Source organism: Xanthomonas sp. CFBP 7698, from assembly GCF_003600855.1.
GTDB classification, from domain to species: Bacteria; Pseudomonadota; Gammaproteobacteria; order Xanthomonadales; family Xanthomonadaceae; genus Xanthomonas; species Xanthomonas cannabis.
Genome location: NZ_PRDN01000003.1, coordinates 88,357 through 108,827 on the forward strand (window position 1 = coordinate 88,357; position 20,471 = coordinate 108,827).

General features: G+C 67.6%; 17 protein-coding genes and 1 pseudogene. 10 read left to right on the forward strand and 8 right to left on the reverse strand.

What is annotated here, in order from left to right:
* Positions 1-95 precede the first annotated feature (95 nt).
* The 3 genes from XnspCFBP7698_RS14135 to fis all read left to right on the forward strand — a co-directional run bounded on the left by XnspCFBP7698_RS14135 (position 96) and on the right by fis (position 2,177).
* The gene (locus XnspCFBP7698_RS14135; RefSeq protein ID WP_039564907.1) at positions 96-473 is read left to right on the forward strand and encodes a helix-turn-helix domain-containing protein; all 378 of its coding nucleotides are present in this window, start codon (positions 96-98) and stop codon (positions 471-473) included.
* Positions 474-771: 298 nt separating this feature from the next.
* Positions 772-1,788 (forward strand): DUF3426 domain-containing protein, encoded by a 1,017-nt coding sequence (locus XnspCFBP7698_RS14140; RefSeq protein WP_123137512.1) that lies wholly within the window; start codon positions 772-774, stop codon positions 1,786-1,788.
* Between the two features lie 116 nt (positions 1,789-1,904).
* The gene (gene fis / locus XnspCFBP7698_RS14145; RefSeq protein ID WP_047693382.1) at positions 1,905-2,177 is read left to right on the forward strand and encodes a DNA-binding transcriptional regulator Fis; all 273 of its coding nucleotides are present in this window, start codon (positions 1,905-1,907) and stop codon (positions 2,175-2,177) included.
* A gap of 93 nt (positions 2,178-2,270) precedes the next feature.
* Here the strand turns inward: fis and XnspCFBP7698_RS14150 are convergent, their stop codons facing one another.
* The 6 genes and pseudogenes from XnspCFBP7698_RS14150 to XnspCFBP7698_RS14175 form a co-directional block, all read right to left on the reverse strand.
* The gene (locus tag XnspCFBP7698_RS14150) at positions 2,271-3,245 is read right to left on the reverse strand and encodes a phosphatidate cytidylyltransferase (protein WP_047693384.1); all 975 of its coding nucleotides are present in this window, start codon (positions 3,243-3,245) and stop codon (positions 2,271-2,273) included.
* Entirely contained in the window at positions 3,242-3,874 is a 633-nt protein-coding gene (locus tag XnspCFBP7698_RS14155; RefSeq protein ID WP_104579268.1) for a lysophospholipid acyltransferase family protein, read from the reverse strand. Before XnspCFBP7698_RS14155 ends, XnspCFBP7698_RS14150 begins: the two co-directional genes overlap by 4 nt.
* 223 nt (positions 3,875-4,097) lie before the next feature.
* On the reverse strand, positions 4,098-4,541 hold the full coding sequence (locus XnspCFBP7698_RS14160; RefSeq protein WP_123137513.1) for a hypothetical protein: 444 nt from the start codon (positions 4,539-4,541) through the stop codon (positions 4,098-4,100).
* Entirely contained in the window at positions 4,538-5,872 is a 1,335-nt protein-coding gene (locus tag XnspCFBP7698_RS14165; RefSeq protein ID WP_123137514.1) for a phosphatase PAP2/dual specificity phosphatase family protein, read from the reverse strand. Before XnspCFBP7698_RS14165 ends, XnspCFBP7698_RS14160 begins: the two co-directional genes overlap by 4 nt.
* Positions 5,869-7,623: pseudogene (locus XnspCFBP7698_RS14170) on the reverse strand (bifunctional alpha/beta hydrolase/class I SAM-dependent methyltransferase). Before XnspCFBP7698_RS14170 ends, XnspCFBP7698_RS14165 begins: the two are co-directional and overlap by 4 nt.
* 76 nt (positions 7,624-7,699) lie before the next feature.
* Positions 7,700-8,314, reverse strand: coding sequence for a CDP-alcohol phosphatidyltransferase family protein (locus tag XnspCFBP7698_RS14175; RefSeq protein WP_047693389.1), 615 nt, complete (start codon positions 8,312-8,314; stop codon positions 7,700-7,702).
* A gap of 73 nt (positions 8,315-8,387) precedes the next feature.
* Between XnspCFBP7698_RS14175 and purH the strand changes: the two genes are divergently transcribed.
* From purH to yccS, 3 genes are all read left to right on the forward strand, one after another.
* Positions 8,388-9,971, forward strand: coding sequence for a bifunctional phosphoribosylaminoimidazolecarboxamide formyltransferase/IMP cyclohydrolase (gene purH, locus XnspCFBP7698_RS14180; RefSeq protein WP_047693390.1), 1,584 nt, complete (start codon positions 8,388-8,390; stop codon positions 9,969-9,971).
* A 136-nt stretch (positions 9,972-10,107) separates the two neighbouring features.
* Positions 10,108-11,403, forward strand: coding sequence for a phosphoribosylamine--glycine ligase (gene purD / locus XnspCFBP7698_RS14185; RefSeq protein WP_104579275.1), 1,296 nt, complete (start codon positions 10,108-10,110; stop codon positions 11,401-11,403).
* A 303-nt stretch (positions 11,404-11,706) separates the two neighbouring features.
* Positions 11,707-13,920 (forward strand): YccS family putative transporter, encoded by a 2,214-nt coding sequence (gene yccS / locus XnspCFBP7698_RS14190; RefSeq protein WP_199680200.1) that lies wholly within the window; start codon positions 11,707-11,709, stop codon positions 13,918-13,920.
* 131 nt (positions 13,921-14,051) lie between these two features.
* Here the strand turns inward: yccS and XnspCFBP7698_RS14195 are convergent, their stop codons facing one another.
* Positions 14,052-15,242, reverse strand: coding sequence for an MFS transporter (locus XnspCFBP7698_RS14195; protein WP_104579277.1), 1,191 nt, complete (start codon positions 15,240-15,242; stop codon positions 14,052-14,054).
* A gap of 97 nt (positions 15,243-15,339) precedes the next feature.
* Here XnspCFBP7698_RS14195 and XnspCFBP7698_RS14200 point away from each other — a divergent pair, with 97 nt between their 5' ends.
* The 4 genes from XnspCFBP7698_RS14200 (at position 15,340) to XnspCFBP7698_RS14215 (ending at position 19,274) form a co-directional block, all read left to right on the forward strand.
* The gene (locus XnspCFBP7698_RS14200; protein ID WP_104579278.1) at positions 15,340-16,242 is read left to right on the forward strand and encodes a LysR family transcriptional regulator; all 903 of its coding nucleotides are present in this window, start codon (positions 15,340-15,342) and stop codon (positions 16,240-16,242) included.
* A gap of 67 nt (positions 16,243-16,309) precedes the next feature.
* Positions 16,310-18,232 (forward strand): MFS transporter, encoded by a 1,923-nt coding sequence (locus XnspCFBP7698_RS14205; RefSeq protein ID WP_104579279.1) that lies wholly within the window; start codon positions 16,310-16,312, stop codon positions 18,230-18,232.
* 287 nt (positions 18,233-18,519) lie between these two features.
* Positions 18,520-18,864, forward strand: coding sequence for a CD225/dispanin family protein (locus XnspCFBP7698_RS14210; protein ID WP_039408067.1), 345 nt, complete (start codon positions 18,520-18,522; stop codon positions 18,862-18,864).
* The gene (locus tag XnspCFBP7698_RS14215; RefSeq protein WP_104579281.1) at positions 18,864-19,274 is read left to right on the forward strand and encodes a DUF2752 domain-containing protein; all 411 of its coding nucleotides are present in this window, start codon (positions 18,864-18,866) and stop codon (positions 19,272-19,274) included. The genes XnspCFBP7698_RS14210 and XnspCFBP7698_RS14215 overlap by 1 nt, the downstream gene beginning before the upstream one ends.
* Positions 19,275-19,472: 198 nt before the next feature.
* Here the strand turns inward: XnspCFBP7698_RS14215 and ampE are convergent, their stop codons facing one another.
* Positions 19,473-20,366: a regulatory signaling modulator protein AmpE gene (gene ampE, locus XnspCFBP7698_RS14220; RefSeq protein ID WP_039408063.1), complete on the reverse strand. Its 894-nt coding sequence runs from the start codon at positions 20,364-20,366 to the stop codon at positions 19,473-19,475.
* Between the last annotated feature and the right edge of the window lie 105 nt (positions 20,367-20,471).

The following is a 20,471-nucleotide window of genomic DNA, read 5'->3' on the forward strand; positions in this document are numbered from 1 at the left end:
TCGCAAACATATGCCTATATGAAAGTTATACGAACTATCCCTGAGGGCTGCTAGGGCTATATCTCCCGGCCCCGTCTGCCTTCCATCGGTGCCGTGTGAGCAAGCTGTACGAACGAGTACGCGAAGCCCGCAGCTTCACCAAGCTGACCCAGGAAGCCCTGGCCGGCGAGCTGGGCGTCACCCGCAGCGCGGTGGCCCAGTGGGAAATGGCCGAAGGCACCGCGCCGTCGGTGGAGAACCTGATCGGCCTGGCCAGGCGCAGCGGCATGGCCTTCGAATACCTGGCCACCGGCCGCGGCGAGCGTGTGTTCGGCCCGCCGGTCCCGGCCATCGCCGAAGAACCTGCCCAGTACCGCCGCCTGGATGACCAGCAACGCGTGCTGCTGGCCCGCTTCGACACCCTGGCACCGCGCCAGCGCAGCGGGCTGCTGGATCTGTTGCTGGCCGAGGGCAAGACGCGGCGGCGGCGCTGAGTTTCGGGAATCGGGAATCGGGAATCGGGAATCGGGAATCGGGAGTCGGGAGTCGGGAATCGGGAGTCGGGAATCGGAGTCCGGAGTCCGGAGTCCGGAGTCCGGAGTCCGGAGTCGGCGGGAGCGTGGTTGTCGCACTGCTTGTTGTGCCAGGGAGCGGATGCGGTAGCCGGGATCGCTGCAGCAGCGACTGCGCACGCCGCCACCTGCACCGTGGCGTTGCCCGGGCTGATGCATCCAGGTTCGCCGGCCGCTGCGCGCGTGGTTGAATAGCGCTCTTCCCGCTGCACGCCTGCCGATGTCCCAGACCCCGCCACCGCGCCGCCCGCTGGCCACCTTCCTGCGGGCAACCCCGCCCGCCGCGCCGACCTTGATCCCGACGCCAACGGTGCCCGCCGCCGAGCCGCCGGAGCAGGTGTTGCCGGTGCCAGCGCCCGCGCTGCCGCCCGCACCCGCACAGCCGGTGGTGCCGCCACCGCCGGCACCGGTCATCTCCGCACCGGCTGCGCCGGTGACCGGCCTGCCGGCCAACCAGCCCAGCCGCGCGCCGGCAGCGCCGCACGAACCCAGCCCTGCACATGCAGACGCCGAACCGGACCATGTCGCAGGCACGCCAGGCATGCACGGCGCTGCGGATGCCGCGGTCAGTACCGCAGACCGGCCCGACGCGCGCGCGCCCGATGCCGATCTCCCGCGCGCTCCGGCTGCCGAGGCCGACCCCACCGCACAGGCCGCCATCGCCACCAGCGACGCAGGCGATCCGGCCTCCCCTGCATCGCCGTTCCACCCACTGCCCGCTGTCGCGGCTCCCACGTTTGCACGCCGGGGGTTCGCCCGCCCGCGCCTGCGCGCCAGCGGCCGGCAGTGGGCGGTGTTGATCGGCCTGGTGGCGCTGCTGGGGCTGCAGATCGTCGTTGCCGACCGCGCCCAGCTGGCCGGCAACGCGCGCTGGCGCCCGCTGGTCAGCGCGGCCTGCACGCTGGCGCGCTGCACATTGCCGGCCTGGCGCGAGCCGGCCGCGCTGACCTTGCTCACCCGCGATGTGCGCCCGCTGCCCGGCGCGGCCGGGGTGCTGCAGATCCAGGCCAGTTTCCGCAACGATGCACGCTGGGCACAGGCCTGGCCGTGGCTGCAGCTGTCGTTGTCCGATGCCGACGGGCGGGTGATCGGCACCCGCGTGCTGACACCACAGGAGTATCTGGGCAAGGCGCCGGCCGCGCAGGACACGCTTGCGCCGGGCCAGGCGGTGCAGGTGGCGTTTGCGGTGCGCGAACCGGCCGCGAGCACGGCCGCCTTCAGTTTCGACTTCCGCTAAGCGGACGCGACCCGCACTCGCCGCGCACATGGGCGTGGCGAGCGGTGAGGTCACGCGCTAGACTCACTCCCCCTCGCCGGCCACGCGTCCCGGCTTCGTGACACTGGGAACTTCCTTTGAACGCAGCCTCCTCCCGTCCTGACACCAGTCGTGGCGCCCCCAAGTCGCCCCTGCGCGAACACGTGGCGCAGTCCGTGCGCCGTTATCTGCGCGACCTGGATGGCAGCGACGCGGACGATGTGTACGAGATCGTGCTGCGCGAAATGGAAATCCCGTTGTTCGTCGAAGTGCTCAACCACTGCGAAGGCAACCAGAGCCGCGCCGCGGCGATGCTGGGCATTCACCGGGCCACGTTGCGCAAGAAGCTGAAAGAGTACGGGCTGACCTAAGCCGCGAATCGGGATTGCGGAATCGGGAATCGGGAATCGTAAGCGCGGCGCTGCATCGCTGATGGGCGACGTACGCGATGGTGGGCTGCGGCCTCACGCCCACCCGTAGCGGATCAGATGGAAGAACACCGGCGCGGCGAAGCACACCGAGTCCAGGCGATCGAGCACGCCGCCATGGCCTTCGATCATGTGGCCCCAGTCCTTGATGCCGCGATCGCGCTTGATCGCCGACATCACCAGCCCGCCGAAAAAGCCCATCAGGTTGGCCACCAGCGCCAGCCCGAACGCGTGCCACGGCGCAAACGGGGTGATCCACCACAGCGCCATGCCGAGCAGGCTGGCCGACAGCACGCCGCCGATGAAGCCTTCCACCGTCTTGGACGGCGACAGCTTCGGCGCGATCAGATGGCGGCCGGCCAGCTTGCCCCAGACGTACTGCAGCACGTCCGACGACTGCACCACGATGACCAGGAACGCGATCAGCAACAGATTGCGCCCGGCGTACCCGGGAATGTCCAGGTTCAACAACGCCGGCACGTGCGAGATGCAGAACACGCAGATCATCAGCCCCCACTGCACCTTGGCAGTGCGTTCCAGATAGCCGGTGGTATCGCCACCGATGGTGGCCAGGATCGGTAGCACCAGGAACGCGTACACCGGGATCAGCAACGTGTACATGCCGTACCAGCCGGTCCACACCAGCCCGTATTGCCACGGCAGCACGATGTAGAACGCGGCCAGCAGCGCGTAGTAATCGCCGCGCCGCGTAGGGGTCAGGGTGATGAACTCGCGCAGCGCAAACAACGACACCAGCGCGAACAGCCCGATGACGCCGGCGCGGCCGAACACGAACGCAATGCCGACCACCGCCGCCATCACCCACCACGCGCGGATGCGTGCGACCAGGTTGTCCAGCACCGCACTCGGGCGTTCGCGCGCACGCCAGCGCAGCGTCTCGGAAATCAGCGTGGCAATCACCAGTACCAGCGCAATGCCGCTGAACAACCACAGCGTCTGCTGATGCATCGAGGACTGCTGCAGCTGCCCGCTGAACACATAAGGATTCATGCGCGCGCCTCCAGTTGCTCCGGCGACAACGCCAGCAGCGCCACGCGTGCGCGTGCCAGAAACGCATCCTTGTCCTCATCGGCACCCAACCGCAACGGCGCCCCGAAGGTGGTGGTGCACAACAGCGGCAACGGCAGCCACTTGCCCTTGGGCATCACGCGCTTGAGGTTGTCGATCCACACCGGCACGAACTCCAGTTCCGGGCGTTGCCGCGCCAGGTGATACAGCCCGCTCTTGAACGGCAGTACGCCTTCGTCCGGGTTGCGGGTGCCTTCGGGAAACAGGATCAACGAATCGCCGGCGTCCACTGCATCGCACAGGCATTGGATCGGGTCGCGGGTGCGCTGCGCGGCATCGCGCTCGATCAACACACCGTTGAACACCGCATGGATCAGGTAGCGACGCAGTGCAGTGCGCTGCCAGTAATCGGCAGCGGCTACCGGACGCACGGTATGCCGCAGGCTGGCCGGCAGCGACGACCAGATCAGCACGAAATCGCCGTGGCTTGCGTGATTGCCGTAATACACGCGGCGCTCGTTGGAGGGTGCACACCCACGCCACAGCGCACGCGCGCCGGTCAGGGTACGAATGGCGCCGCTGCAGCCACGCGCGATCAAACGGGCAATCATGTCCACTCCAATGCGCGCACGGGTGTGCGCAGCGCTAACTTCACGATCGGTGCTGCAGCGGCGGGCGAGATCGCCGGCGTCGATGCCGAGGCACCCGGCGCATGCCACGCTGCGCGCAGGGCATGGCCCCATCCGCGCAATGCGCTGGCTTGAGCGGTGGCCGGTAGCAACCGTTGCAAACGTGCCAGCGGCGCGGTGAGAGCCTGTGCCGCGTGCGCCCCGCTCACAGCAGCGCCTTGCCGATCAGTGCGGCGCACAGGGCCAGCCCCTGCACCACCACGCTACCCACTTGCCTCAACAGCAGACGGCGCATGCCGGCCCAGCGCGCCAGCCAGTCGCGTGGCACCGGCACCGTGCGCAGCAGGGCGATCGTCTGCAACGCCTGATCGAGCTGTTGCGCGGCGCGATGCTCGTCGCTGTTGTCGATGGCGATTTGCTGCAGCACGGCCTCCAGCAGGTCCGCATCCAGGCCGACCCGGAACGCCCACACGCGCTGCAAGAAGCCGGCAGCCACACTGAGCGCGTAGCACAGCTGGATCGAGGCGGGTGCATCGGTGATGCCAAGCAGCACGATCACGGCGGCCAACAGCAGCAGCGAACACCGGTCCAGTGCAGCGCCCTGGCGCAACACCGCACGCATGCTGGCAAGGGTCATGGTCGCGCTCATGCGGGCACCTGCCCGGTGACTGCATCGCGGCTGTCCACCGCGCAGGCTGCCGCAATGGCCGCACGGTGATGCGCACGCAGCACGATCGCCGGCCGCGCCGCCCGAAGTTGCGCAATGGCAGCGTCCACGCCGGCAGCCCGCCCACTGTGGATCAGCCAGGTTGCGATGCTGGCCGCACTGCGCGAATACCCCAGGGCGCAACACACCAGCACCGGCCCGTGCGCACGCGCCTGTTCGATCGCCTGCGCCGCCGCGCGCAACTGCGTTGGCGACGGTGCGACCAGATCCAGCATCGGTACCACCTGGTCCTGCGCGCATGCGGCGTACAACGACAGTTCTGCAGACACGTCCACGACTGCGGCAATGTTGCCGCGTTGCCCGGGCAACGGAATCCGCCCCAGCCACACGTCATCGGCCACCAGGCGCGGCACTGGATCGCGCCGTGTCCATAGCCGCGAATTGCACCATGCCGCCAACAGATACGGCGCATACAACCAGCGCGCGGCAAGACACAAGCGCCCATCGCTGCGTTTCTGGAATCCGAGCGGGCCGAGCAGCGCGTAATTCAAGGCCACCAGCGACAAGGCCAGGGTGATCCACAGCAGCCACAGCCCGGCGCCACCGCTCCACAGCGCAAGCGCGCCACTGACCAACGCGCCGGCCAGATACGCAGCGGCCAATCGCCAACGGCGCGCGTCGCCTGTCAGCCGTGCCTGCGCAAACGGCGCAGCGATACGCTCCGGCCACAGCCACACGCACAGCCAACCCGCCGCAAGGCCGGCGGGGATATCCAGGAAGTGATGTTGATAGGTGGTCAGCACCGACACGCCGATCAGCGCAAACCAGCCATGCAACAGCCAGCGCCACACACCGGAAAGATGCTGCGCATAGCGCACCCACAACACCACCAGCAGCACGATGTGCAGCGATGGCGCTTGATTGAAGGGCTTGTCGAAACCCAGCAGCACCGCAAACAACCAACCGAACACGCCATCGGTATCGGGCCGGACGAAGCTGTAGCGCAACGGCCATAGTAAAAAACACGCCACGCACAGCAGCTGCGCGCTGAGCAGGCGCAACGCGTGCGTGTCCAGCTCGCGCCGCGTGCGGCAGACAAAGAACGACACCGCGTAGAACAGGTCGATCGACCAATACGGCACGATGGTCCATGGCCAGAACGGCATGCCATGTTCCCAGCCGAACACCACCGACGGCACCTGCGTGGCCCGCCCGGCCAGCGTGTTGGCCAAGCCATAGCTGAGGAAGAAGAACGGCCCCAGCAACGCCAGCCACAGCGCGGCGCGAGCGGTGGGGCGCGCGCCGTGCGTCATGCCTGGATCCGCTGCGCCATCGACACGGTGAAGATGCCGAACGCATCGATGCGCTGCGCCACCTTGCGAAAGCCCGCCGCTTCCACCAGGCCATCCATTTCCTGCTGGCTACGCCGACGCATCACCCAGGCCACGCCATCGCGGTGGCTGGTGAGCGCGCGCGCAATGAATTCCAGCTGCGGATGCCAGGGCTGGCCGGTGTAGAGCAGGTAACCGCCCGGCTGCACTGCGGCGGCAAGACCTTCCAGCGAGCGCGCCACCTGGTCGTTGTCGGCAAACAGCTCGTACAGGCCCGACACCACCGCCAACGTCGGCGCCGGTTGCACTGTTGCCAACGCCGCCGGGTCGAAGGCATCGCCTTGCTCGAACCGGGCGATCTCGCCAGCGCCCAGCGCCTGGATCAGCGCGGTGCCCTGGGTCACGTTGAGCGGGCTGAAATCGCGCAGCACGATCGCATCGGCACGCTGCGCGCCGCTGCCCAAGGCGTCGAGCACATAACGCCCGTGCCCTGCGGCAACGTCCAGCACGCGCACCGGCATGCCGGCACCACGCAACCGTGTTGCGGCATCACGCAGCAATTCACCCAGATGCGCGCCGCGGATGCGGATGCCGCGTCAACCGATCGCGTTGAGATAATTGCGATCGATCATGCGGCCCAGCGGCCCACGACCACGCGCCTGGTTGCGGTAGATGTAGTCCAGCGTGCTGCCGGAGTCGAAACCGGTCTGCAGGCCGAGTGCGATGCCCTCGGAGAGCGTGCCGCCCAGCCGCAGGCCGGCACGCACGCCGCGCCAGCGCAGGTCCTGCAGGCTGTTGCGCGGCGGTGGCCAGGCCAGCCGCTCGGCCTCTTCGAAACTGGGGCCGCTGCGATGCGCGTCGCGCAACTGCACGCGCACCGGCGGCGCTGCGAAACGCGCCTGGATGAACGCGCGCATCGGCGCAAGCGCAAGCGCGCGATCGCGCTCGCCCAGGGTGTCGTGGAAGAAGCCCGGCAACCAATGCCGCTGCTTGATCGGCGAACGCAGGTTTTCGTAGAAGCGGTCCTGCGGGCCGCGATGCACCACGAAATCCGAGCCGGAGACCAGCAGCTGGGTCGGCACGGTGATCGCCTGCGCATCGTCCACCACGCGCGCGGCCGCCGCATACAGGCCCAGCAACACGCGCACCGAAATCGGGCGGGTGATCAGCGGATCAGTGCGATAGCTCTCCACGCGCTGCGCATCGTGGGTGAGCCACTGCGGCTTGACGTAGCTGTTGACGAAGAAGTTGCCGCGCAGCGCATACATCAGCGCCAGCCCGGCGCGTGCGAACGGCACGTACAACTTTACCTTGAACGCCGGCGAGGCCAGCACCAGCGCGCGCAGCGGAGGGGCATAGTCGTGCACCCAGGTGGCGGCCACCACCGCGCCCACGCTTTGGGCCACCACCGCAATGTCCTGCACCGCGATGCCGTGGGTGATGCCAATGTGCGCGATGAAGCTGTCCAGATCGCGCACCAGCGCCTCGAAGCCCGGCGCATCGCCACGCACGCCGGGCGAGCGGCCATTGCCGCGCGCATCCCAGGCAAAAAACTGCGCATCGGGCAGGTCCAGCTCCTCGGCCAGATGCATCACACGGCCGGAGTGCTCATGCCCGCGATGCAGCAGCACCACCGCCTTGGGCGCGCCACCTGCCACCGGGGCCGGCCAGTGCCGATAGAACAACTGCACACCATCGAAAGTGGCGAACTCGCGCTCGACGACATCACGCATCGGATCATCCTGAAAAGAAGAAAGTGAAAGAGCGCAGCGGACACCGCATGCGCACTGCCGCGCGCAGGCAGCGCGCTTAGCCGGCCGGCGCCTCCGCCAGCCCGGCGCGCACCCGTCGCCACACCGTGGCGATGCAGGCCAGACTCAGCGCGATGGCCACCCAGCCGACGCCGCGCCCACCCAGCAGCCCGCACGCCAGCCCAACGCCGACCACGCCGATGACGAAGGCGCGGTCGCTCTTGCCCATCGGCCCGTCGTAGCGGCGGCTGGCACCGACCATCAGGCCGAGCACGCCGGCGTATTCGGTCAGCGCGGCCAACAGCGCGAAGATCCACAGCCAGTGCGCACCCACCCCGGGCACGCCAAGCAGGCTCAAGTACAACGCTGCGTCGGCGACCACGTCGCACAGTTCGTTGAGGTAGGCACCCAGGCGCGACTGCTGGCCGAACTCGCGCGCCAGCATGCCGTCGATGGCGTTGAGCCCCATGCGCAGCAGCATCCACACCGGCAGCAACAGATACAGCAGCGGCCAGCCGGCGCCGGCGCGGTAGACCACCGCTGCCACCAGCAACGACACCGCCGCCGCGCCCAGCGTCACCTGGTTGGCGGTGATCCCGCCGCGGTACAGCGCGCCCACCATCGGCCGCAGCAACGCCTGGAAGCGTCCTTTCAAAGCATAGATCGAGGCCATACGGGGTGTTGAGTCCATTCGAGCGCTGGCGCAGCCTACAATATCGGCTGCTCCGCAACGACATCCCCCACCGATGGCCACTGATTTGCTGCCCGTGCGCCGGGCCCTGCTCTCCGTTTCCGACAAGACCGGCCTGATCGATCTGGCCCGCGCGCTGGCAGCGCGCAACGTCGCGCTGCTGTCCACCGGCGGCACCGCCAAGGCGATCCGCGAGGCAGGCCTGCCGGTCACCGACGTGGCCGATCTCACCGGGTTCCCGGAAATGATGGACGGCCGGGTCAAGACCCTGCACCCGCTGGTGCACGGCGGCCTGCTCGGGCGCGCCGGCGTCGATGAGGCGGTGATGGCCGAACACGGCATCGTGCCGATCGACCTGCTGGTGCTGAACCTGTATCCGTTCGAGTCGGTCACCGCCAAGGCCGACTGCACGCTGGCCGACGCGGTGGAGAACATCGACATCGGCGGCCCGGCGATGCTGCGCAGCGCGGCCAAGAACTTCGCGCGCGTGGCGGTGGCCACCGACCCGGCGCAGTACGCCGACCTGCTGGCCGAGCTGGAGGCCAACGATGGCCAGCTCTCGGCGGCCAAGCGCTTCGCGCTGTCGGTGGCCGCGTTCAACCGCGTGGCGCAGTACGACGCGGCGATCAGCAACTATCTGTCGGCGGTGGCCGACAGCGCAGAGAGCGTGCCAACGCGCAGCCCGTTCCCGGCGCAGATCAATTCCAACTTCGTCAAGGTGATGGACCTGCGCTACGGCGAAAACCCGCACCAGTCCGGCGCGTTCTACCGCGACCTGTATCCGGTGCCGGGCACGCTGGCCACTTTCCAGCAGCTGCAGGGCAAGGAGCTCAGCTACAACAACCTGGCCGATGCCGATGCGGCGTGGGAATGCGTGCGGCAGTTCGATGCGCCGGCCTGCGTGATCGTCAAGCACGCCAACCCCTGCGGCGTGGCGGTGGGCGCGGCCTGCGGCGATGCCTACGAACTGGCCTACGCCACCGACCCCACCAGCGCGTTCGGCGGCATCCTGGCCTTCAACAAGACCCTGGATGCCGCGACGGCGAAGGCCATTCTGGATCGCCAGTTCGTCGAGGTGCTGATCGCGCCCGACTACGAGGCCGGCGCGCTGGAATACGCCACCAAGAAAGCCAATGTGCGCGTGCTCAAGATTCCGCATGGCAACGGCTTGAACAATTACGACACCAAGCGGATCGGCTCGGGCCTGCTGATGCAGTCGGCCGACAACCGCGGCATGTCGCTGGGCGAATTGAGCGTGGTCACCCAGCGTGCGCCCAGCGAGGCGGAACTGGGCGATCTGCTGTTCGCCTGGCGCGTGGCCAAGTACGTCAAATCCAACGCGATCGTGTATGCCAAGGACAGCCGCACCATCGGTGTCGGCGCCGGGCAGATGAGCCGCGTGGTCAGTGCCAAGATCGCCGCGCTCAAGGCCGAAGAAGCCAAGCTCACCGTGGCCGGCTCGGTGATGGCCTCGGACGCGTTCTTCCCATTCCGTGACGGCATCGATGCCGCCGCTGCCGCGGGCATCAAGGCAGTGATCCAGCCCGGCGGATCAATGCGCGATGGCGAAGTGATCGCCGCCGCCGACGAACACGGCATCGCGATGGTGTTCACCGGCGTGCGCCACTTCCGGCACTGACGTGCCGGGAATGGGGAGTAGGGAATCGGGAATCGTAAGAGCGGTTCCCTATGCCACTCCACATCGTACGGCCCGCAGAACCAGGGACTTTGCTGTTCCCATTCCCTAATCCCCATTCCCCATTCCCGGTACCTCCATGAAAATCCTCGTCATCGGCTCCGGCGGCCGTGAACATGCCCTGGCCTGGAAGATCGCGCAGTCCGCGCGCGTGAGCGAGGTGCTGGTGGCACCCGGCAATGCCGGCACTGCCACGGAAGCCAAATGCCGCAATGTCGCGATCAAGGTCGACGACCTGGACGGCTTGCTCGCCTTGGCGCAACGCGAAGATGTCGCGCTCACGGTGGTCGGGCCGGAAGTGCCGCTGGTGCTGGGCGTGGTGGACCGCTTCCACGCCGCCGGGTTGCGCATCTTCGGGCCCACCGCCAAGGCCGCGCAGCTGGAAGGCAGCAAGGCCTTCGCCAAGGATTTTCTTGCGCGTCATGGCATTCCCACCGCGTATTACGCCGTGCACACCGACGTGGACGCTGCACTGGCCTACGTGCGCGAAAAAGGCGCACCGATCGTGGTCAAGGCCGACGGCCTGGCGGCCGGCAAGGGCGTGATCGTGGCGATGACCTTGGCCGAAGCCGAAGACGCGGTGCGCGACATGCTCTCGGGAAATGCGTTCGGCGATGCCGGCGCGCGCGTGGTGATCGAGGAATTTCTCGATGGCGAAGAAGCCAGCTTCATCTCCATGGTCGATGGCACACACGCCTTGCCGATGGCCACCAGCCAGGACCACAAGCGTGTCGGCGACGGCGACACCGGCCCCAACACCGGTGGCATGGGCGCCTACTCGCCCGCCCCGGTGGTCACACCCGAGGTGCATGCGCGGGTCATGCGCGAGGTGGTCGAGCCGACCGTGCAGGGCATGATTGCCGACGGCGTGCCGTTCACCGGCTTTCTGTATGCCGGGCTGATGATCGATGCGCACGGCGCGCCCAAGGTGATCGAGTTCAACGTGCGCTTCGGCGACCCGGAAACCCAGCCGGTGATGCTGCGCCTGCAGTCGGACCTGGTCGATCTGCTCGACGCGGCCATCGACGGCACGCTCGACAGCGCGCAGGCGCAGTGGGACCCGCGCCCGTCGCTGGGTGTGGTCATCGCTGCCAGGCCGTACCCCGAAACCCCGCTCACCGGCGACGTCATCACCGGTCTGGACGCGGTGCCGGCCACCGCCAAGGTCTTCCATGCCGGCACCACGTTGAACGCCAATGGCCAGGTGATCAGCGCCGGTGGCCGCGTGCTGTGCGTTGCGGCGCTGGGCGACAGCGTGCTGGAAGCGCAGCGCAACGCCTACGCCGGCCTGCAGCCGATCCACTGGCCCAATGCCTTCCAGCGTAGCGACATCGGCTGGCGCGCGATCGCCCGCGAGCGCGACGCGCAGGGCTGAGCAGCGTCCTTCCCACGCCGGCGGGGGAAGGTGCACGAAGGGCGGATGGGGGCAAGCACAGACATCCGCTGGTTGTCGGCCGAATAGAGCAACAGCTCGCTTGTGGTCGTCGAGAAGGCAGTGTTCAACAGGTTACAAGGACACCAAGCGCGGTAAGCGGTCGTGCAGCGGGGCTGCGGTGCAATCGCGCATGTCGCTCCAGTCCGCACCCATGCCGGCTACTGACAAAGGACTAGCGCCTGTCCACACCGGCAGCGTGCGCGTGCGGCAATAATGCCGGTCACGCCTGCCCTTGCCGAGACCGTGGCCGCCACTACCTTCGAAACCCGCCTCAGCCGCCTGTGGGCCCATGAAAAGGCCAGCTACGGCCTGCGCGTGTTCATCGCGCTGGCGGTGGCGATGGGCGTGTGCTGGCACTGGCATCAACTCACCGCGGTGCCGGCGCTGTTCCTGGGCGCCATCGCCAGCGCCATCGCCGAGACCGACGACAATTGGCTGGGCCGCATCAAATCGGTGCTGCTGTCATTGCTGTGTTTTGCAGCCGCCGCGGCTGCAGTGACGCTGCTGTTCCCGTATCCGCTGGCGTTCGTGATCGGCATGGCCCTGGCGACCTTTTCGCTCACCCTGCTGGGCGCGCTGGGCGAGCGCTACGCGTCCATCGCGCAGGCCACGGTGGCCTTGTCGATCTACGCCATGATCGGCATGGACCAGCATGGCAGCCACGATCCGCGTATTGCCTGGCATGGCGCAGCGCTGCTGATGATCGGCGCCACCTGGTACGGCGTGCTGTCGATCCTGTGGACCATCCTGTTTGCCAATCGCCCGGTGCGCGAGCGGCTGTCGCGGCTGTTCTTCGAACTGGGCCGCTACCTCAGGCTCAAGGCCGATCTGTTCGAACCGGTGCGCCAGAGCGACCTGCACGCGCGCCGGCTGGCGCTGGCCGAACAGAATGCCAGGGTGGTGGGCGCACTCAACGCCGCCAAGACCGCGATCATGAGCCGCTTCGGCCGCTCGGGGCGGCCGGGCGTGCAATCGGGCCTGTATTTCCGGCTGTATTACATGGCGCAGGAATTCCACGAGCGCGCCAGCTCCTCGCATTACCCGTATGAAGCGCTGACCGACGCGTTCTTCCACAGCGATGTGCTGTACCGCTGCCAGCGCCTGCTCGCGCTGCAGGGCAAGGCCTGCGCCGCGCTGGGCGAGGCGATCCGGCTGCGCCAACCGTTCGACTACGGCGACAACAGCCGCCTGGCCACCGAAGACCTGCGCCAGTCGCTGGATTACCTGCATGCGCGCGCCGACCCGGCGCTGGCGCGCCTGCTCGGCGCGCTGGAACTGCTGGTCACCAATCTGCAGACCATCGAGCGCAAGTTGTCCGAAGCGGCGCAATTCGATTCCACCAGCGACAACCTCGACACCCGCCTGCGCGATTCCTCGCCGCATACCCTGCGCGAGATGGCCGCCCGGCTCGGCCAACAGCTCACGCCCGGCTCGGTGCTGTTCCGCCACGGCCTGCGCATGGCCATCGCGCTGGTGGTGGGCTACGCGGTGATGCAGTCCATCCATGCCGACAACGGCTACTGGATCCTGCTCACCACCGCGTTCGTGTGCCGCCCCAACTACGGCGCCACCCGCCTGCGGCTGGTGCAACGCATCGCCGGCACCCTGATCGGCCTGGTCGCCACCTGGGCGCTGATGCAGCTGTTCCCGGGCACCGAAGTGCAGTTGCTGCTGGCCCTGGCCGCTGCGCTGATCTTCTTCATCACCCGCACCGATCGCTACATGCTCGCCACCGCCGGCATCACGGTGATGGCGCTGTTCTGCTTCAACCTGCTCGGCGATGGTTTCGTGCTGATCTGGCCGCGCCTGATCGACACCCTGATCGGCTGCGCGATTGCCGCGGCGGCCTCGTTCCTGATCCTGCCGGACTGGCAGGGCCGCCGCCTCAACCAGGTGATGGCCGCGGTGCTGGCCAGTTGCGCGCGCTATCTCACCCAGGTGCTGGAGCAATACGCCAGCGGCATGCGCGACGATCTGCCCTACCGCATCGCACGCCGCGACATGCACAACGCCGATGCCGCGTTGTCGGTCGCGCTGTCCAACATGCTGCGCGAACCGGGCCGCTACCGGCGCAATCTGGACGCGGGTTTCCGCTTCCTGGCGTTGTCCAACACCTTGCTCGGGTATCTCTCCGCACTGGGCGCGCACCGCGCCGCGCTGGAGGGCGAACACGATCCTGCCATCGCGCAGGCCGGCGAATATCTGCAGCGCGCGTTGGGCGAAATCGCCACCGCCTTGCGCGAACGCCATCCGCTGCCGACACACGACGAAAGCGAAGAACTCGCCACCGCCGACGCATTGGAACACCACGCCGTGCAATTGCCACCCAAACAGCGCCTGGTGCGCGACCAGCTGGCGTTGACGCTGCGCTTATTGCCCAAACTGCGCGCTGCGGCGCTGGCGGTGACCACCGCACCGGCAGAGAACACGGCGCGCCTGGCGATCAACAAGGCTTAGCGGCGTGTTGCCCACAGGTGCGTGGCCGTGCAGCCAACGCAGCTTCCCTGTGCAAGGCGACACCGAGCCATGCAATGCCGCGCAACTGCCACATTCGTGCAATTGCCACGTCGTCGCCTCATCAGCCACGCCTACTTCCACTGCCTGCGCGCCACGCTCAGCCCCACCCAACCCAGCGCCGCTGCAGCAAGCACCGCGCCACCGATCACCACCCCCATCCAGCCGGCCTGCGCATACGCCGCAGTGCCCAACGTCGAGCCCACCGCACCGCCGATGAAATAGCAGGTGATGTAGGCCGAGGTGATGCGATTACGCGCGGTGGGGTTGCGCTGATAAATCACGCTCTGGTTGGCGATATGCACGCCCTGCACCGCGATATCCAGCAGCAGCACGCCCACGATGAGCAGCACGATCGACTGCGGCGCAAACACCAGCAAGCCCCACGACAGCAGCAACATCACCAGCCCGCCCCAGCTCACGCGGTCGCCATGGCCGTGATCGGACCAATGACCGGAGCGATTGGCGGCCAGCGCACCGGCCGCACCGATCAGGCCGAACAACCCGATCACCGCGGTGCCATAGCCATAGCTCGGCCCGGACAACAGAAACGCCAGCGTGGTCCAGAACATGCTGAAGCCGGCAAAGATCAACCCGCCCAGCACCGAACGCGAGCGCAGCACCGCATCGTCGCGCAGCAGCGTCAGCACCGAGCCCACCAGCTGCGGATAGGACAATTGCGCATTGCCGGGATGCCGCGGCAGCCCACGCCACAGCAGCCATGCGGTGACCAGCAGCAACCCGGACGCGATCCAGTAAACCGTATGCCAGCCGCCCACACCGGCCAGCACGCCGGCCGCGGTACGCGCCAGCAGGATGCCCAGCAGCAGCCCGCTCATCACCGTGCCGATCACCCGGCCGCGCTCGTGCGGTGCGGCCAGGGTGGCAGCAAACGGCACCAGGATCTGCGCCGCCACCGAGCTGGCGCCGGTCACGATCGTGCCCACCAGCAACATCGCAAAACTGTGCGAACTGGCGCTCACCAGCAGGCCCAGCGCGCTCAATACGAACAGGCCCACGATCAGGCTGCGCCGCTCCAGCCGGTCGCCCAGCGGCACCAGCAACAGCAAGCCGGCCGCGTAGGCCAGCTGCGCGGCGGTCACCACCGCACCGGCGCTGCGCACCTGGATTCCGAACGCCTGCGCCAGTGTTTCCAGCAAGGGCTGGGCGTAGTAGTTGCTCGCCACCGCCAGCCCGGTGGCGGCGGCCATCAGTAGCACCAGGCGGCGCGGCAAGGGCGGGTGGGAGGTCGGCTCGGGGGTCATGGCGTGTGCCTGGCGAAAGGATGGGCGCAGTGTGGGCAGCGGCGATGCATCTTTCCAATGTATTGTTTTCACCGTGTCCATCGCGTTTCGAGATTGCATGCTGACCTTGCGCCAACTGGAATTTGCCGTGGCCGTGGCCGAAGAAGGCGGCTTCACCGCGGCCGCGCGCCGCTGCAACACCGTGCAATCGGCGCTCAGCCACCAGGTCGCCAAGATCGAAGAGACCTTCGGCGCACGCCTGTTCGAACGCGGCACCCGCCATGTGCGGCCCACCGCCGCCGGCGAGGTCTTTCTGCACAACGCCCGCGAAACCCTGCGCGCGGCCGAGCGCCTGCACGAGGAAATGGCCCAGGCGCTGGGCACGGTGCGCGGGCGGCTCACGCTGGGGCAGATTTCCTCGCTCACCACCGTGCAGCTGCCGGCGTTGCTGCATCAGTTCCGCAGTGCGCACGCGCGGGTGGACGTGCACCTGCGCACCGCCATGAGCGAGGCCTTGCTGCTCGATCTGGGTGAAGGCCGCCTGGATGTGGCCCTGGTCGGCGTTGGCCCGCAGGTCGCGGTGCCGGCGCAGCGCCTGCTGCTGCATGAAGAGGCGCTGGCCTTGATCGTGGCACCCGGCCACCGCTTTGCCGCGCGCAAACGGGTGGCGCTGGCCGAGCTCGACGACGAACCGATGGCCGGGCTGATTCCCGGTGCCGGCGTGCGCGGCATCATCGATGCCGCCTTCGCGCAGGCCGGCCTGCGCCAGCGCCAGCAGTACGAGGTCACCCATGCCGATCTGGTGCGCGAACTGGTCGCCGCCAACCTGGGTGTGGGCATCGTGCCGCACACCATGGCCGGCGCCATGCGCGGTGTGGTCACGGTCGCACTCAAGGAGCGTTTCCGCTTTCTCACCTACGCCGTGTGGCGGCCCGACCCCACCCCGGCCGCGCGCGCCTTCGTCGCCTTGCTGCGCGCCCAACGCGCGCCCCGCACGCCAGCAGCACGTGCAGCGCGCTGAGCGAGGCGGCATCCACCAGCGCGCCGTGGAAGCCTGCTAGGCTGCGCGCGTTCGCAAAGGAAACTGCATGTCCGGTCACAGTCAGTTCGCCCTGCTCAGGCAGCGCCGCTTCTTGCCGTTCTTCGCTGTCCAGGCGCTGGGCGCGTTCAACGACAACGTCTACCGGCAGTCCATCATCGGCCTGTTGTTCTATCTCGGCATCGATGCCGCGCAGCGCACGCTCTACACCAATCTGGCGCCGGCACTGTTCATCCTGCCGTACTTCCTGTTCTCCGCGCTGGCCGGCCAGATCGCCGAAAAACTGGAAAAACAGAAGCTCATCGTGATCACCACCACGATGGAGATCGCCATCATGTCGCTGGCCGCGGTGGGCTTCATCACCGAGAACATGGTAATCCTGCTGATTGCGCTGTTCTGCACCGGCCTGCAGTCCACCCTGTTCGGGCCGGTGAAATATTCGATCCTGCCCTCGGTGCTCAAGCCGGAGGAACTCACCGGCGGCAATGGCCTGGTCGAGATGGGCACCTCCATCTCGATCCTGTGCGGCATGATCTTCGGCGGGCTGATCTTCCAGATTGCCGGCAGCCATGGCCCGGAGGCGGCGGCCACCGCGGTGATCGCAATCGCGGTGACCGGCAACCTGGTGGCTCGGCTGGTGCCCAAGGTCGATGCCGGCGCGCCCCAGCTGACCATCAACTGGAACCCCATCCCCGAGTCGCGCGCCATCATGCGCCTGACCCGGCGCACGCCGGCGGTGCGCAACTCGGTGCTGGGCGTGTCGTGGTTCTGGTTCGTCGGCACCGTGCTCACCGCGCAGTTGCCCACCTACGCGCAGCTCAATCTCGGCGGCCAGCAAGACCTGTACGTGTTTGCGCTGGCGTTGTTTTCGATCGGCACCGGCGTCGGTTCGCTGCTGTGCGAACGGCTGTCCGGGCGCACCGTGGAGATCGGTCTGGTGCCGCTGGGCGCGTTCGGCATCAGCGCCTTCCTGCTGGATCTGTATTTCGCCCGTCCCGGTGCAGCGCCGGTCATCGGGCTGTCGATCGGCCAGTTCGTGCAGCAGCCCGGCAGCGTGCGGCTGATCGTCGATCTGGTCGGCATCGGCCTGTTCACCGGCCTGTTCGTGGTGCCGCTGTTTGCGCTGATCCAGAGCCGCACGCCCAAGGCCGAGCTGTCGCGCGTGATCGCCGGGCTCAACATCCAGAACTCGCTGTTCATCGTGGCCGCGGCTGTCATCGGTATCGCATTGCAGCTGCCGCAGGTGGTGCTGTTCGGCGTGCGTATTCCGTTGCCCGGCCTGAGCATTCCGCAGGTGTTCCTGGCGCTGGCCATCGCCAATACGCTGGTGGCGCTGTGGATCTTCACCCTGGTGCCTGAGTTCCTGATGCGCTTCCTCAGCTGGGTGCTGGTGAGCGTGTTGTACCGCCTGCGTGCGCGCGACATCGAAGCGCACGTTCCCGACGACGGCGCCGCGTTGCTGGTGTGCAACCACGTCAGCTACATGGACGCGCTGATCCTCTCGGCGGTGATCCCCCGCCCGGTGCGCTTTGTCATGTACTACAAGATCTTCCGCATCCCGGTGATGCGCTGGATCTTCCGCACCGCCAAGGCCATCCCGATCGCCGGCGCGCGCGAAGACCCCGCGTTGATGCAGCAGGCCTTCGACCGCATCGATGCGGCATTGGCCGATGGCGAACTGGTGTGCATCTTCCCGGAAGGCGCCTTGACCAAGGACGGCGAGATCGCCCCGTTCAAATCCGGTGTCGAAAAAATCCTGGCGCGCCGCAGCGTGCCGGTGATTGCGCTGGCGCTGCGCGGCATGTGGTCGAGCATGTGGAGCCGCCGCGACACCCGCCTGGGCCGCATGCGCGTGCCGCGCCGGATGCGCGCCCGGATCGACGTGGTGGCCGGCCCCGCCGTGGCCGGCGATCAGGCCAGCGCCGCATCGCTCGAACAGCAGGTGCGCGCATTGCGTGAGGACCGCGCCTGAGTCCGGCGGGCGCGGGCTTTGCGTCCGTCGCGCACCGCGAGTAGCCTGTGCGCCACTGCACGCTTTGCCGCCGCGTTCGCCAAGCGAGCGCGACAGGCCGCACCGGGGGAAGTCGTTGTGCTCAACATCATCGCGCCTGAGGCGTCTGCCGTGATCGGCGGGCGTCGCTCATTCCAGCGGCTGGCTGTCGTGCCGGCGGCGGTGGGCATGCCGATGCACTCGTCACCGGATAAGTCACCCCACTCACCCATCAGTTCGCTGTTGTTTACCACCCAAGGAGCTTCACCATGAGTGCCATCCCACCGCCGATCCATCCCTCGTCCAGCGCCGCACCCGGCCCGGTGCCCAATCACCTGATCTGGGCGATCGTGTCCACCGTGCTCGGCTTCTGCCTGTGCTGCCCGGCCCTGATCTCCGGCATCGTGGCGATCGTGTTTTCCAGCAAGGTCAACGGCCTGCTCAACCAGGGCGACATCGACGGCGCGCGTCGCGCTTCCAACACCGCCAAGACCTGGTGCATCGTGACCAGCGTGCTGGCTGCGATCGGCTTGCTGATCAACATCGGCATGGTCGCCACCGGCGGCATGCAGGGCTACATGGATTACATGCAGCAGTTGCAGCACATGCAGTAATGCAGCTGCGTCCACGCCATTGGCTTGGACTGGGGGCGGCCACCAGCGTGGCCGCCTTTGGCGTGTCGCTGCTGTATCGCTTCGACCCGAACGCGAGCAACAGCCCGTTCCCGCCCTGCGTGTTCCGCGCCGTCACCGGCTGCTACTGCCCCGGTTGCGGCATGACCCGCGCACTCCATGCGCTGGTGCATTTCGATCTCCCCGGCGCCTTCGCAATGAATCCGGCCGCCGTGCTCGGCCTGTTCACCCTGCCCGGCCTGATCGCCTGGAAAGCCGGCTGGCGCGCGCGCTGGTTCGCCCCGGTGGTGGCCGTGATGTCCGAACCGAAGTTCTGGTTATGGGCGTTGCCGATCTATTGGGTCGCAAGAAATCTGCCGTGGTACCCGTTTACGCTGCTGGCGCCGGGTTAGGTCGTCAGAATCAGCTCCGCGGTCCCGGGGCAAGAATCCAGGCACGCTATCGAACGATTAGCCGGGAAGACTGCCAGAGGTCACCACCTGGCAAAGTCGTCATCGGGTTCGACGATGGAAGCCGGCTCTTGGCGGACGTCGATGGCGATGGCAATGCCATTGCCGCAGCTGGTTGACCGCCTCTCGTCGGGCACGGAGTTACCGCACCCACCCCGCAATCACCAGCAACGCCAGCACCACCATCCATAGCAGCAGCACACGCCACACCAGGCTCATCGCATCGCGCACTTCCGGCAGGCGGCGCCATACCGGTACCAGGCCCGAGTCGGTGTAGTCGTGCGCTTCCTCGCGTAGCTCGGCGCTCACGCTGGCACGCGCCACCGCACCCAGAAAATGCGGCTCCAACGTCCAGCGATTGCCATGTGCCTCGCGCCATGCGCGAAACACGGTGTCGAAGTTGCCCACCAATGCCATCGACACGGTGATCAACTGCGCCACCGGCCATTCCAGCGCCGCCAGCAGCCAGCGCGCGCCAGCCAGATTGCGTGGCGGCAGCAACACCGACAGCGGGCTTTCCACCGCCAGTGCGGTCAGCCGGTACAGCACCGCGCCGAATGGCCCCAGCAGCAGAAACCACAGCAGAACCGCAAACCAGCGACGCAGTCCGTTGATCACCACCGCCTCCACCAGCGACGGCGCGTCTTCGTGCACGCTGCCACCGGCCGCCTGCAGGTGCGAAATGGCCTCGCGTCGCGCGCCGGGCTCGTCGGCATCGATCACCGCTTCCACATCGCGATCCAGATCGCGCGGACCCCACGTCCAGGCCAGCACCGCCACACCGAACACCAGCGACAGAAAGCCGTGCCATACATCGTCCAGCAGCCATTGCAGCAGCAGGACCACACACAACGCAGGCAGCAGCGCCAGCAGCACGCCATAGCGGCCCTGCCAGGCGCCGCGGCCGGCGGCATGGCTGTCCAGCCGGCGTAGCCAATGGCCGAACCAGTCGAACCGTCGCAACCTGGCGACCTGCGCCGGCACCAGATGGCCCAGCGTGAGTGCAACGACAACGGCAACCAAGGTCGTGAACATGGGTGTCCCTCCTCAGCCGAGTCTAGCCGAGCGGGCGCAACCGCCGCGCAATGGGCAGGGCGGCCACGTACCGCCCACTTGTGCCAGGCACCCATGGGCTGCGCT